The 13200-nt window shown below is 65.1% G+C and carries 14 protein-coding genes; 2 read left to right on the forward strand and 12 right to left on the reverse strand.

The window, feature by feature from the left end; genetic code table 11:
• Positions 1–21: 21 nt before the first annotated feature.
• The 12 genes from purQ to ASG39_RS04140 form a co-directional block, all read right to left on the reverse strand.
• Positions 22–693, reverse strand: coding sequence for a phosphoribosylformylglycinamidine synthase subunit PurQ (gene purQ / locus ASG39_RS04085; protein ID WP_062593014.1), 672 nt, complete (start codon positions 691–693; stop codon positions 22–24).
• Positions 690–947 (reverse strand): hypothetical protein, encoded by a 258-nt coding sequence (locus tag ASG39_RS04090; protein ID WP_062593016.1) that lies wholly within the window; start codon positions 945–947, stop codon positions 690–692. Before ASG39_RS04090 ends, purQ begins: the two co-directional genes overlap by 4 nt.
• Before the next feature lie 18 nt (positions 948–965).
• Complete coding sequence (purS, locus tag ASG39_RS04095) at positions 966–1208, reverse strand: phosphoribosylformylglycinamidine synthase subunit PurS (protein ID WP_062593018.1); 243 nt, start codon at positions 1206–1208, stop codon at positions 966–968.
• 43 nt (positions 1209–1251) lie between these two features.
• Positions 1252–2016: a phosphoribosylaminoimidazolesuccinocarboxamide synthase gene (purC, locus tag ASG39_RS04100; RefSeq protein WP_062593020.1), complete on the reverse strand. Its 765-nt coding sequence runs from the start codon at positions 2014–2016 to the stop codon at positions 1252–1254.
• A 217-nt stretch (positions 2017–2233) separates the two neighbouring features.
• Positions 2234–4072: an EAL domain-containing protein gene (locus ASG39_RS04105; RefSeq protein WP_062593022.1), complete on the reverse strand. Its 1839-nt coding sequence runs from the start codon at positions 4070–4072 to the stop codon at positions 2234–2236.
• Positions 4073–4175: 103 nt separating this feature from the next.
• Complete coding sequence (locus tag ASG39_RS04110; RefSeq protein ID WP_062593025.1) at positions 4176–4748, reverse strand: alpha/beta hydrolase; 573 nt, start codon at positions 4746–4748, stop codon at positions 4176–4178.
• A gap of 85 nt (positions 4749–4833) precedes the next feature.
• Entirely contained in the window at positions 4834–5136 is a 303-nt protein-coding gene (locus ASG39_RS04115; protein WP_062593026.1) for a PilZ domain-containing protein, read from the reverse strand.
• A gap of 139 nt (positions 5137–5275) precedes the next feature.
• Positions 5276–6577, reverse strand: coding sequence for an adenylosuccinate lyase (gene purB, locus ASG39_RS04120; protein WP_062593028.1), 1302 nt, complete (start codon positions 6575–6577; stop codon positions 5276–5278).
• Positions 6578–6638: 61 nt separating this feature from the next.
• Positions 6639–7205, reverse strand: a complete 567-nt coding sequence (locus ASG39_RS04125; RefSeq protein ID WP_062593030.1) for a hypothetical protein — start codon at positions 7203–7205, stop codon at positions 6639–6641.
• On the reverse strand, positions 7202–7879 hold the full coding sequence (gene rpe / locus ASG39_RS04130) for a ribulose-phosphate 3-epimerase (RefSeq protein WP_062593032.1): 678 nt from the start codon (positions 7877–7879) through the stop codon (positions 7202–7204). The genes ASG39_RS04125 and rpe overlap by 4 nt, the downstream gene beginning before the upstream one ends.
• A 148-nt stretch (positions 7880–8027) precedes the next feature.
• On the reverse strand, positions 8028–9047 hold the full coding sequence (locus ASG39_RS04135; protein WP_062593034.1) for a P1 family peptidase: 1020 nt from the start codon (positions 9045–9047) through the stop codon (positions 8028–8030).
• A 10-nt stretch (positions 9048–9057) separates the two neighbouring features.
• Positions 9058–10146, reverse strand: a complete 1089-nt coding sequence (locus ASG39_RS04140; protein WP_082476904.1) for an ABC transporter substrate-binding protein — start codon at positions 10144–10146, stop codon at positions 9058–9060.
• Between the two features lie 309 nt (positions 10147–10455).
• Between ASG39_RS04140 and ASG39_RS04145 the strand changes: the two genes are divergently transcribed.
• Entirely contained in the window at positions 10456–11502 is a 1047-nt protein-coding gene (locus ASG39_RS04145) for an XdhC family protein (RefSeq protein WP_062593036.1), read from the forward strand.
• Positions 11499–13199 carry a molybdopterin-binding/glycosyltransferase family 2 protein gene (locus ASG39_RS04150; protein ID WP_062593038.1) on the forward strand — a complete coding sequence of 567 codons (1701 nt, stop codon included), beginning with the start codon at positions 11499–11501 and terminating at the stop codon, positions 13197–13199. The genes ASG39_RS04145 and ASG39_RS04150 overlap by 4 nt, the downstream gene beginning before the upstream one ends.
• Position 13200: the final 1 nt, after the last annotated feature.

Raw genomic sequence — 13200 nt, forward strand, 5'->3', positions numbered from 1 at the left:
GGAAGGGATCGCGGCCGGGAATCAGGCCGCGATGACGTCGAGAGCCGAGGCGAACAGGGCACGACCGTCCGAGCCGCCATGGGCCGCTTCGATCAGATTTTCCGGGTGCGGCATCATGCCGAGCACATTGCCGCGGGCGTTGGTGACGGCGGCGATATCGTTCATCGAACCGTTCGGATTGGTGCCGGCCGCGTAGCGGAAAACCACCTGGCCGTTGCCCTCGATCGCGTTCAGCGTCTCGGCATCGGCGAAATAGTTGCCATCGTGATGGGCAACCGGGCAGCGGATGATCTGGCCCTCCGCATAGGCGCGGGTGAAGTCGGTCGAGGCGTTGACGACCTCGAGCTTGATCTCCTTGCAGACGAACTTCAGCGAGGCGTTGCGCATCAGCGCACCCGGCAGCAGGCCGGCTTCGAGCAGGATCTGGAAGCCGTTGCAGACGCCGAGAACGCGCACACCCTGTTCCGCCTTGGCCTTGATCGCCTGCATGACCGGCATGCGGGCGGCGATGGCGCCGCAGCGCAGGTAATCGCCATAGGAGAAACCGCCGGGAATGACGATGAGATCGACATCCGGAATTTCGGTTTCCGTCTGCCAGACGGTGACCGGCGGCTTGCCGGAGATCATGGTCAGGGCGGTGATCATGTCACGGTCGCGATTGAGACCGGGGAGCTGAACGACGGCGGACTTCATGGATGCGGATCGAACCTTGACTGTGCCTCGGCGAGCTCGCGCAGCTCGAGGCGGTTTTCAATGCGGTCGAGACGGGTCTCGTGGCGTCCGAGAACCCCGTAGATGTTGTGAATGTCCTGCTGAACCGACACGAGCGTGCCACGCATGCTCTGCATCTCGCTCTTCAGCTCCGTCACGGCATGTCTGATGTGCGATATATCGCCATTCATCCGCTTCAGGAGTTCGTACATCAGTTCGTTCGTGACGTTCGTCATGCCACTCTCCCGCAACCTTCAGTCGAGGGAGATAGTATAGTTCTCGATCACGGTGTTTGCCAACAGCTTATCGCACATGGCTTTTACGTCGGTTTCGGCTTTCGCTCGGTCGTCGGTGTCGACCTTGAGGTCGAACACCTTGCCCTGGCGAACCTGGCCGACGCCGTCAAAACCGAGGGCGCCGAGGGCGCCTTCGATTGCCTTGCCCTGCGGGTCGAGTACGCCGTTCTTGAGCGTTACGGTTACGCGTGCGGTGATCACTTTTCGTCTTCCTCGAAACTGGATGCTCTCGGGCTCTGGCGGCTTACTTGACCAAAACCGGACCCGAACCGCGCGGCGGCTCGTTCTCGTTCATGATGCCGAGCCGGCGGGCGACTTCCTGATAGGCTTCGACCAGACCGCCCATGTCACGGCGGAACCGATCCTTGTCCATCTTTTCCTTGGTTTCGACGTCCCAGAGGCGGCAGCTGTCCGGCGAGATCTCGTCGGCGAGAATGATGCGCATCATGTCGCCTTCGAACAGACGTCCGCACTCGATCTTGAAATCGACCAGCTGGATGCCGACACCGAGAAACAGGCCGGTCAGGAAGTCGTTGACGCGAATGGCGAGCGCCATCACGTCGTCGAGTTCCTGCGGGCTCGCCCAGCCGAAAGCCGTGATGTGTTCTTCGGAGACCATGGGGTCGTCGAGCGCATCGGCCTTGTAGTAAAACTCGATGATCGAGCGGGGCAGCACGGTGCCTTCCTCGATGCCGAGGCGCTTGGACAGGGAGCCGGCCGCGACGTTGCGCACGACGATCTCGAGCGGAATGATCTCCACTTCCTTGATCAGCTGCTCGCGCATGTTCAGGCGGCGGATGAAATGCGTCGGGATGCCGATACGGTTCAGATGCGTGAAGATGTATTCGGAAATACGGTTGTTCAGCACGCCCTTGCCGTCGATGATGTCATGCTTCTTCTTGTTGAAAGCCGTGGCATCGTCCTTGAAGAACTGGATCAGCGTGCCTGGCTCCGGGCCTTCATAAAGGATCTTGGCCTTGCCTTCATAGATTCGGCGGCGACGGTTCATAGACTCTGTCTCTTATTGTTGCGGGCGCTGGAAGATGCGCCCTTTCGTTGATGCAGTTCGGGCAGGATTTTCTCCCGGGTCCATAGCGGAAAAGAAACCGTTTCACAATCGGCGTCTCGTCTCCGGGCTGCGAAACGAGCGCATGCGAATGGCAATGCAGGCCTGCGTCGGGGACATGGCGCGGCGGAACCGCGGGATGGACGGCGAGGGGCGTCGCTCACAGCGACGGCCGCCGCGCCCTCTTTCGTGCCCGCAGGAAAGCCTCGACCGCTTCAGCGTCCATGGGGCGAGCGAGGGCGAAGCCTTGCAGCACGTCGCAGCCCATGTCTTGCAGAAGCTGGACCTGCGCCGTGGTTTCCACCCCTTCGGCTATGATCTCGATTTCAAGGGCATGCCCCATCTCGATGATCGCGGCGATGAGCCGACGATGCCGGTCGCCACGCGTCATCGGGGCGATCAGGGCGCGATCGATCTTGAGGCGCTTCGGCTGCAGCGTCGTGAGACCGAGGACGGACGCGTGGCCGGTGCCGAAATCGTCGATCTCGATCGCGATGCCGGCTTTGCGAATGCGATCGATGGCTTTTGCCATGTCGTCGTCGAGCACGTCCAGAAAGATCGATTCGAGCATTTCGAAGACGAAGGTGCCTTTCGGCAGATCCTTGGTCGGAAAGGCCGAGATCAGGTGCGGATCGATGAGACGGCGGACGGAGACGTTGATCGAAAGGCGATCCACACCACTGCCGTTGTTCCGCCAGCGCAGGAAGTCGGCGCAGGCTTTTTCCGCCAGAGACCGGTCGATGCGCCACATGACGTCGATGTCTTCGGCGATCTTCAGGAAGCGATCCGGGGTGAGGATCCCCTGCAAGGGATGCCGCCAACGGGCGAGAGCCTCCGCGCCGCAGACATCGAGTGTTTTTGCATCGAACTGCAGCTGATAGAACGGGATGAAGGCATCCTCATCGATCCCGCGCAGGATATCGTCCGCCGTCTGCCGGATCGCGCGGTTGCGGCCGTCGAATTCCTCCGTGAAGAGGACCGTGCCGCCGCCCTTGCGCGCCTTGGCCGCGGAAAGGGCTGTTGCCGCATTGATCAGTGCCTGGGGGCCGTCGACATCGTCGCTGGTCCAGGCGAGCCCGACGCTGACGCCGCAGCGAAAGAGGTGCCCCTCGCACGGGATCGGCTGTTCGAGGCTTTGAACGATCTTCGTCGCCAGATGCGTTGCGTTCTCCGATCTGTCGCCGGCGTCCAGCACCAGCGCGAACTCGTTGCCGCCGATGCGGGCGAGGCATTCCTTTTCTTCGCGCAGAGCCTCCAGCCGACCGGCAACGCAGAGGATCGCGGCATCGCCCGCCTGATGCCCGAGCGTATCGTTGATCTCCTTGAAGCGGGAGAGGTCGATCTGCAAGACGGCATGGCGGGGACAGGGGCGGGGACAGGGGCGGGGATGGATGTGAGGTGCGGGCTCGGAAAAGAGTTTGTCGAGGTGAAGGAGCAGCGCGTGACGGTTCGAGAGCCCGGTCAGCTGGTCCTGCAGAGCCCGGCGTTCGATTTCGCGCCAGGCGCTTTCCAGCGCCGTATAGCGGGATTCCGCCAGTGCGCGCGCCTGCTCGAGATTCTGCTGGAGCATGACGTCGTCGGTCGCGTCCCAGTTGGCGCCGAGCAGGCGACGATGGCCCTTGCTGTCGCTGAAGGTGACGGATCGAGACCGGATGTAACGGACCTCACCATCGGGCCGAATGATGCGAAAGGCGTTGTAGAAGGGCTCGCCCGACGCGATGCCCGCGTCGATCGTCACCCATGTGCGATCGCGATCCTCAGGATGAAGGGTCCGTTCAAGGACATCGCCCTCGTCTTCGTGAGCCTCATCGCCATAGCCGAAGATCTGCATGAGGACGGCATCCCGCTTCACGCGGCCGGTTTCGAGATCGGCATCGAAAACGCCGATCTTGGACACATCGAGCGCGAGCCTGAGCCGGCGGGCAATATCGTCCGGCGGCAGCCTGTCTTGAGCCTCGCCGCTGCCCTCGCACTGCCCGTTGCTTGGTTCGCTCGTCACATCCAGGTCCGCCCCGCTCGGGAAGCGGCGCCCTCGACAGGCTCGCTCTCAAGCACTCCACCGGTCATCAGGCTTCACCCAGTTGGTGGGGTAAGTCAAGACTTCAGCTATTGGGCAGCGGCGGCTTGAGGCGGCTGAGGAACTGGGCGAAGACCATGGTTCCCTCCGGCCAGGGGCCATGACCGGATTCGGCGTTGAGGTGTCCCGATTCGCCCGCATCCACGAGGATCGAGCCCCAGGCATTGGCGATATCGCCGGCATGCTCATAGGATCCGAAATGGTCGTTGCGGCTGGCGACGATCATCGACGGGAAGGGAAGCGGATCGCGCGGGTAGGGTCCGAACGTCATCAGGTGTTTCGGACGAATGTTCGGGTTTTCGACGTCCGGCGGCGCGACGAAGAAGGCACCGGCGATCTTGTGCTGGTTCTCCTTGGAAATCGCGTGGACCGCGGTCGCCACACCGAGAGAATGGGCGACGATGACCACCGGCTTCGTCGCGGCCGCGATCTCCTCGTTCATCCGCGCCACCCAGTCCTCGCGGACGGGCTTCACCCATTCCGCTTGCTCGACGCGGCGTGCGGAGGCGAGCTTGCCTTCCCAGCGGGTCTGCCAGTGATCGGGGCCGGAATTGGTGTATCCGGGGACGATGAGAATGTCTGCTTCCGAGGCTTTCATGATGTCGCGATGTGAGGCGGCACGCCGTTCTTGTCAAGACCCCTGAGGTTCCTGACATCCGGGAGGGTCCTGGCTGCAGCCGGGCTCAGCGGAAAAATTTGTAGAAGGACGCGATTTTCGCGGTCGTGTTCGACGAGGTGTTCAGACGAACGCCGATCTGATTGCCGCGCGCCCACTGGACCGAGCCGTTCAGCCGACCGAGTTCCTCGGTCTCGAACACGACGCTCTGCCCTTGCGTCGCCTGGATGTCGTAGGTCAGTTGCAGGCTCATGCCCGCATCCGAGAGATCCACCACCGTGGCGCTGCTGGCCTTGTCCCGGCAGGTGACGCGCCCCATCAGTTTGAAGCGGGAGCGCGTCTCGCGTTCCATACCCGATTGTGCCGGCATTGCTGGTTTGCTCCCTTGCCCTCTAAGTTCGCGTAGAGTTACAAAATAGGGAGAAACCGTCACGAAAGCCTTGTTGGAAACGGTCGCATTCTATCGAACACGACCGTTTCCGTCAGTTTTGGCACGCTGTCGCGTCAGGTCAGCCAAATACGCGGCGGAAGATCGTATCGACATGCTTCGTGTGATAGCCGAGGTCGAATTTCTCGCGAATGTCGGCCTCCGGCAGGTAACCGCGGACCTCTTCGTCGGCGAGCAGTTCTTCCAGGAAGTCCTTGCCCTGTTCCCAGACCCGCATCGCATTGCGCTGGACGAGGCGGTAGGCATCCTCGCGCGAGGCGCCCGCCTGCGTCAGGGCCAGAAGGACGCGCTGCGAGTGGACGAGGCCGCGGAACTTGTTGAGATTGCCCATCATGTTGTCGGGATAGACCAGCAGCTTGTCGATGACATTGGTTAGACGCGCGAGGGCAAAATCGAGCGTGACCGTCGCATCCGGGCCGATCATGCGCTCGACCGAGGAGTGGGAGATGTCGCGCTCGTGCCAGAGCGCCACGTTTTCCATGGCCGGGATGGAGAAGGCGCGGACCATGCGGGCAAGACCGGTCAGGTTCTCGGTCAAAACGGGGTTGCGCTTGTGCGGCATGGCCGACGAGCCCTTCTGGCCCGGAGAGAAATACTCCTCGGCTTCCAGCACTTCGGTGCGCTGAAGATGGCGGATCTCGGTTGCGACACGCTCCACCGAGGACGCGATGACGCCGAGGATGGAAAAGTACATGGCGTGGCGATCGCGCGGGATGACCTGCGTGGAGACCGGCTCGGGCTTGAGGCCGAGGGCGGCTGCGACATGCTCTTCGACGCGTGGGTCGATATTTGCGAAGGTGCCGACGGCACCCGAGATGGCGCAGGTCGCGATTTCCTCGCGGGCGGCGACGAGGCGGGCGCGGCACCGCTCGAACTCGGCATAGGCGAGCGCCAGCTTGACGCCGAAGGTGGTGGGCTCGGCATGAATGCCATGCGATCGGCCGATGGTGACGGTGTCCTTGTGCTCGAACGCGCGGCGCTTCAGCGCCTCCAGCAGGCGGTCCATATCGGCCAGAAGCAGGTCCGTCGCCTTGACGAGCTGGACGCTGAAGCAGGTGTCGAGCACGTCCGACGAGGTCATTCCCTGGTGAACGAAACGCGCGTCGGGGCCGACGATTTCGGCGAGATGCGTGAGGAAGGCGATGACGTCATGCTTGGTGACGGCCTCGATTTCGTCGATCCGGTCGACGTCGAAGGTGGCAGCGCCGCCTTTCTCCCAGATGGTGCGGGCGGCCTCCTTGGGGATAACGCCGAGGTCGGCCAGCGCGTCGCAGGCATGGGCCTCGATTTCGAACCAGATGCGGAACTTGGTTTCGGGCGACCAGATGGCGACCATTTCCGGACGGGAATAGCGGGGGATCATCGGCTGTCAGCTTTCTCTCGGATATCGTTGGCCGAGCCTCTATCAAAGATGTCCTGCAAGCTCAACGCTGAACGCGCGTCAGCCAGAGGCTCATGCCGAGGAGGGCGGGAAGGCCAAGCGGCATATAGAGGCGAATGCCCATGACGATGAACTGGTAGATCGCGCCCGCACCGGTGAAGGCGAACTGATAGAACCAGATCCGCGTGGCGAAGGGGGCATGCCACCGCGCGAAGAACAAGCGGTACTGCAGGGCAAAGAGGATGGCGGTGACGACGATCGTCGACAGCGTCAGGCACAGAAAGCTGCCGGCAAAACGCGTCTCGGCGCGGCGACCGAGCGCAAGGCCCTGCGCGAGGAAAACCGTGATGGGGAAGGCGAGCATGCCGCCGGCAAAGAAGAGAAGGAGGATCGCCGCGATCTGGCCGGTGCCGACGCGCCCCTGCAGGAACAGGGCGGTGAAAGCGCAGAGCGCCATCAGCATGCCCCAGACCGGTGCGAGCGGCAGTCTGTCACTCGCGCCGCGCCAGCCCGCCTGCAGCCGGGCGGCGACCCAGGCGCCGAGGCCTTGCGGCGCAGTGTGTACTGCCGGCAGCGGCGGCAGCCGCGCAGGGCTGCCGTTTCCGCTCATCCGCGACCGCTTTCCGCGAGCGTGCGCAGCCTGTCGATGGCCGTGCGATAGGCGTCCGGCGAGCCGCCGCCATAGATCGCGGAGCCCGCGACGAAGACGTTGGCCCCGGCCTTGGCGGCCGTTGCGATCGTCGCTTCCGTGATGCCGCCATCGACCTCGATGTCGATCGGGCGGTCGCCGATGAGGTCGCGGACGCGACGGATCTTGTCGAGCGTGGGGACCACGAATTTCTGGCCGCCGAAACCGGGATTGACGGTCATGACCAGCACCAGGTCCACCGTATCCAGCAGATACTCGATCGTCGCCTCCGGCGTAGCCGGATTGATGGCGACGCCGGCCTTCTTGCCGAGATTGCGGATGGTCTGCAGCGAGCGGTGCAGGTGCGGTCCGGCTTCGGCATGGACGGTGATGCTGTCGCAACCGGCCTTGGCGAAGGCTTCGAGATAGGGATCGGCCGGGGAGATCATCAGGTGGCAGTCGAAAGTGGCGTCGGTCACCGGACGCAGCGCTTTCACCACATCCGGGCCGAAGGTGATGTTCGGAACGAAATGCCCGTCCATCACATCGAGATGGACCCAGTCGGCGCCTGCGGCCACGACGTCCCGGACCTCTTCTCCGAGCCGCGCGAAATCGGAGGCGAGGATGGAAGGGGCGATACGAATGGGACGCGGCATGCTGAAATCTCCGGGATGCGTGAGCCTCGCGATCAAGACGAGGAGAAACCCGGCATCATCGCTCTTCAGGCCGATTCCGGCTCGAATGCTGACTGCAGTAGCATTGGTCGGGGGGACCGGCAATGTCGGGAGCGATCCTGCGTTCTCGTCAGGTCGAGACGGACGCAAGATCGCGCCAGCATAGGCGCAGGTCGCCATCAGCCGGTGTGGCGTTGTGGACGCCGCGCGCGATCGCCCGCGCCATGGTGGATGCGGCGGCGGCGCAGAGGTCCAGAAACGCCGCCGGATCGAGATTTCCCGGTCGCCGGCCTGTGGAAACGGCAAAGACCAGATCGCCATCGAGCGGCGTGTGCGATGGCCAGAGCGCGCGGGAGAACCCGTCATGCGCCGCGACCGCCAGGCGCTTGGCTTCGGCCTTGGAGAGCGCGACATCGGTGGCGATGACGGCGATGGTCGTGTTGGCCATCGGCGCGACGGCGTCGAGCTTGGTGCGAACGGCCGTCGCGTTTGCAGGCATGGGCATGGGCAGGCCAAGGCCGCCGAACTCTCCCTCCAGCTCGAAGGGTGCGGCCCAGAAGCAGGCGGTATCGCCGATGGTCGCCGAGCCGAGCGGGTTGACGGCGGCGAGCGCGCCCACCGTGATGCCGCTTGCGAGAACGGTGGAGGCCGTGCCGAGGCCGCCCTTGAGGGTTGCGGTGGCGGCGCCCGTGCCGGCGCCGACGCTGCCCGTGGCCATCTCACGCGTGGCGGCCATCGCGGCGGTGAAGCCGAGATCGCGATAGGGGCCATAGGTCCCCCAATTCTTGTCCCCGCCATTGTTGAGGTCGAACAGGATGGCGGCGGGGACGATCGGCACGATGGCCGGCCCGACCTTCAGCCCGCGGCCCATGGCGCGCAAGGCGGCCTGCACGCCCGACGCCGCATCGAGGCCGAAGGCCGAGCCGCCGGAGAGGCAGAGCGCGTCCACGGTCTGCACGCTGTTGTGGGGCTCCAGGAGGTCGGTTTCGCGCGTGCCGGGCGAACCGCCCATGATCGACACGGCGGCGACGGCCGGGGGATCGCAGAGGATCGCCGTGACCCCCGACTTCAGGCTCTCGTCCTGCGCGTGGCCGACGGTCAGCCCGGGGACATCGGTCAAGGCGTTGAGGGGCCCGCGGCGAAACGTCATCTCCGCCGTCTCATTCGGTCGGCAGGGGCGCATCGACGAAGCGCCCCTGCCGCCAGACCATCAGCCTGTAGGGATTGTCGGTGAGCTCGTGTCCGGCGTCGAACCGGATCGTGCCGAGAACAGTCGAATAAGGCGCTTTCGCAAGCGCATCGGCGAGCGGCGTTCCGTCCTTCAGCGCGCGATCCTTGGCCTGCTCCAACAAGCCGATCGCGGCGAAAGCGGGAAGGGTGTAACCCTCGGGCACGAGATTGGCGGCACGCATTGCCGCTGCGGTCTGCACGGCTTCCGGCAAGGTCTCTGCCTCCGGAAGCGTGACCGCGAGGACGCCGTCCGCCAGGGGAACCGGCTGGTCGGCCGCATCGAGCGCTTCGCCGCCCAGCAGCGTCAGCGCCAGCTTCTCGCTGGCGGCATCACGGGCGATGATCGCGACATCGCTCCGGTCGCCGCCAATCAGGACATGGGTCGCTCCGCTGCGGCCGAGGCGGCGCACGAGGCTGACCTGCTGCTCCTGGGCCGGACGGTAAGTGTCTGAAAACACCGGCGTCAGGCCTGTCTCGGCCAGGGCGGAACGCACACCTTCCACAAGATCGCGCCCATGAATCGTGCCGTCATCGATCAAGGCGAGGGGCTCGCCCTTCCAGCGTTCGAGGATGACGCTGGCGAGCTTTTCGGTTTCCTTGCGGGCACTCGGCACCAGCCGGTAGAACGGCCATCCGTTCTTGCGGACGTCCTCCATCAGGACATCGGAGCGGACGCTGAGGCTGACGGCGGGAACGCCGGTGCCGCCAAGGGTCGGCAGGATCGCCTCCAGGCTTTCCGTGCACAGGAAGCCGACCAGCGCTTCGGCCGCGGCCGCCGCGACGGCGGCTTTCAGGGCTTCCGCATCGCCGGCTTCACAGGTTTCGGGAATGGCCACGATCTCGGAGCCGCGCGCCTCGGCCTGAAACCGCGCGCCTTCGAGGACCTGTCGGCCGATCAGCGCGAGGGGGCCTTCGACCGGCGCGACGACGCCCACCTTCAGCCCGGCGGCGGTGGCCCCGGATGCATTTGCAGCAGCAAGTGTGACAACGGGCAGGAGAACGGAGAGGACGCGGAACATGGGACTTTCGACGTTACGGAGGAGACGGACGGCATATCGACGGCTTCGACCGTATCTCGGACTTCGGATCGAGGCCAGGAAAGCCCGCCTTCCCACATGTTCGGCAATCCGGGAACCCGCGTCAAAGGAAAACCGCAGGTCCCGTCCGAGATGCCCATGTTTTCGCCGTCTTGCCGGCAAGCGTCGGTCTCGTCCGTCGATCGATCAAAGACTCCGAGGCTGAAAACCGGGACGGACGTCCTATATAAAGCCTCATGCGGCAGCGGCGTGGTTCACCCTTGCGCCGGTTCCACGATCAGGGACATTTCCATGACAATCGATGCAGACGCGCATGATCCGCTCCACCTCGCGCAGGTTTGGTCCCGGGAGGGTCGGGAGGTTGCGCTCGCCACCGTGATCGAGACCTGGGGGTCGGCGCCACGGCCGATCGGCAGCCATCTCGTCATCGACGCGGACGGCAATTTCGACGGCTCGGTTTCCGGCGGTTGCGTCGAGGGCGCCGTCGTCGCCGAAGCGGTGGATATCATCGCATCGGGCGCGGCACGGGTGCTGTCGTTCGGCGTAGCGGACGAGACGGCCTGGCAGGTCGGTTTGTCCTGCGGTGGGCAGATACGGGTTCTCGTCCAGAAGCTCGGCGCCGGACTGGACCCGTCGTCCCTTAGCCGGCTTCATGATCTGCGCTCTGCCCGACAGGCCGCTGCGTCCCGGACCGAGCTTGCGACGGGTCGCACGACGGTTTTCGGCGAGGATAAGAGCGGCCCTGAGGATGTCCGGGCGGCCCTTGCCTCTGGGTTTCCCAAGCTTTCGGCCGATGGGCTGGCGTTCATCAACATCTATCGGCCGCTGCCGCGCCTCGTCATCATCGGCGCCGTGCATATTGCCCAGGCGCTGGTGCCGATTGCCGAGATCGCAGGCTTCGCCACCCTCGTCATCGACCCGCGGACGGCCTTTGCAACGCCCGAGCGGTTCGCCGGCGTCGATCTCGTGGCGGACTGGCCGGAGGACGTGCTGCCGGAGCGACCGCTCGACGCCTATACCGCGCTCGCCGCCATCACGCATGATCCGAAGATCGACGATACCGCGCTGAAGGCAGCGATCGAGGCGGGCTGTTTCTATGTGGGGGCGCTCGGCAGCCGCAAGACGCATGGGCGGCGGGTCGAGCGCCTTCAGGCGCTTGGCCTCGCACCCGAAGCGATTGCCCGTATCTCCGCACCCATCGGCCTTTCCATCGGAGCGGCGACGCCGGCGGAGATTGCGGTTTCCATTCTCGCCGACGTGATCCAGTCGCTGCGCGTGCGGCCGGCTTCGGACAGTGTGCTGCTTGCGCCTAAACGCGCCGGGACGGTCGAGGCATGAGGTTCGGTCCTGTGCCGCTCGCCGAGGCGGAAGGCTCGGTGCTTGCCCATGCGGTGGCGCTTCCCGATCGGCGCCTTGCCAAGGGGCGATCTCTTGGCGCCGCCGATATCGAGGCTCTCTCCGCCATCGGGATGGGCGAGATCGTGGTGGCGCGTCTCGACGCCGAGGATATCGGCGAGGACGAGGCGGCAACGCTGATCGCAACAAGGATCGCGCCGGATCATATGACATTGTCGCCGGCCTCGACCGGTCGCCTCAACCTGCATGCTGCCGTCGATGGCCTGTTCGTCGCGACGCGCGCGCGTGTCGATCGTTTCAACCGCGTCGATCCGGCGATGACGCTCGCCTGTCTCGCCGATCATGTGGCGGTGCGCGCCGGGGACATGGTTGCGACGATCAAGATCATTCCGCTCGCGGTGAACCGCCGGCGGGCCGAGGAGGCCGCAGCGATTCTCGGAGAAGCGCCCGCATTTGCCGTCAAACCGTTTCTCGCGCACACGGTCTCGCTCATCGCCACGACGCTGCCGTCGCTGAAACCGCAGGTGATGGACAAGACGCGCCGCGTGCTGGACGATCGACTGCGACGATCCGGAAGCTGCCTGGTGCGCGAAAGTCGCGTGGCGCACCGGGAAGATGCGGTTGCCGATGCGATCCGTCGGGCCATCGACGACCCCGGGGCTGAACCTGGGGCCAAACCCGGAGCTGAACCTGCGGAACGACCAAAACTGGTCATTGTCTTCGGGGCATCTGCCGTCACGGATGCCGACGACGTCATTCCCGCGGCCATCCGCCTGGCCGGAGGCACGGTCGATCATGTCGGCATGCCGGTCGACCCGGGCAATCTCCTGGTGCTCGGCACCATCGGCGATGTCAGGATCATCGGAGCGCCGGGTTGTGCGCGCAGCCCGAAGGAGAACGGCTTCGACTGGGTGCTCGACCGGCTTATCGCCGGCGAGACGGTCGGGGCAACGGAGATCACGGGCATGGGCGTCGGGGGATTGCTGGCGGAGATTCCGACGAGGCCGCGGCCGCGCGCGCGCGGCAAAGTCGATGGCAGCGAGGAGAAGGCCAGGCCCCGTCTGATCGTCCGGTCCGTGGTTCTGGCTGCCGGGCAGGCGAGCCGCATGGGGTCCGCGGGGCATCACAAGCTGCTGGCGGAGTTCGATGGCGTGCCGCTCGTGCGCCGGACGACGGAGGTGGCGCTTGCCGCGAGCGCTGCGCCGGTCACGGTGGTGACGGGGCATCGGGAGGCGGACATTCGCGACGCGCTGTCCGGCCTCGACCTCGTTTTTGCACAGAACGACGATTTCGCCTCCGGCATGGCCTCGTCGCTGATCACGGGTCTCGACAGCATCGGGGCGGAGGCGGACGGGATGCTGGTGCTTCTGGCGGATATGCCCGGGGTGACCGCCGACGACCTCCGCCGGCTGATCGCGGCCTTTGAGGCGCACGGGAGCGAGGCGCATGGCGGGGAAGCCGTGGTGCGGGCCGTCTATGGCGGCAAGCGGGGCAATCCGGTGATCCTTCCGCGCGCGCTCTTTCCCGCACTCCGCAGGCTCGAAGGCGATGTCGGCGCCCGGCACGTGATCGAAAACGGCAACCTGCCGGTCGTCGATGTCGATATCGGCCCGGCGGCGCATCTCGATCTTGACACGCCGGACGCGATCGCGGCAGCTGGCGGCGTGTTGAGGGGGTAGT

It is taken from the genome of Rhizobium sp. Leaf371, from assembly GCF_001424045.1.
Lineage (GTDB): Bacteria > Pseudomonadota > Alphaproteobacteria > Rhizobiales > Rhizobiaceae > Ferranicluibacter.

Coding starts and splice junctions, on each gene's coding strand:
- purQ (WP_062593014.1), bottom strand. CDS start 693: ATGAAGTCCGCCGTCGTTCAGCTCCCCGGTCTCAATCGCGACCGTGAC.
- ASG39_RS04090 (WP_062593016.1), bottom strand. CDS start 947: ATGACGAACGTCACGAACGAACTGATGTACGAACTCCTGAAGCGGATG.
- purC (WP_062593020.1), bottom strand. CDS start 2,016: ATGAACCGTCGCCGCCGAATCTATGAAGGCAAGGCCAAGATCCTTTAT.
- ASG39_RS04110 (WP_062593025.1), bottom strand. CDS start 4,748: ATGAAAGCCTCGGAAGCAGACATTCTCATCGTCCCCGGATACACCAAT.
- ASG39_RS04115 (WP_062593026.1), bottom strand. CDS start 5,136: ATGCCGGCACAATCGGGTATGGAACGCGAGACGCGCTCCCGCTTCAAA.
- purB (WP_062593028.1), bottom strand. CDS start 6,577: ATGATCCCCCGCTATTCCCGTCCGGAAATGGTCGCCATCTGGTCGCCC.
- ASG39_RS04125 (WP_062593030.1), bottom strand. CDS start 7,205: ATGAGCGGAAACGGCAGCCCTGCGCGGCTGCCGCCGCTGCCGGCAGTA.
- rpe (WP_062593032.1), bottom strand. CDS start 7,879: ATGCCGCGTCCCATTCGTATCGCCCCTTCCATCCTCGCCTCCGATTTC.
- ASG39_RS04135 (WP_062593034.1), bottom strand. CDS start 9,047: ATGACGTTTCGCCGCGGGCCCCTCAACGCCTTGACCGATGTCCCCGGG.
- ASG39_RS04140 (WP_082476904.1), bottom strand. CDS start 10,146: ATGTTCCGCGTCCTCTCCGTTCTCCTGCCCGTTGTCACACTTGCTGCT.
- ASG39_RS04145 (WP_062593036.1), top strand. CDS start 10,456: ATGACAATCGATGCAGACGCGCATGATCCGCTCCACCTCGCGCAGGTT.
- ASG39_RS04150 (WP_062593038.1), top strand. CDS start 11,499: ATGAGGTTCGGTCCTGTGCCGCTCGCCGAGGCGGAAGGCTCGGTGCTT.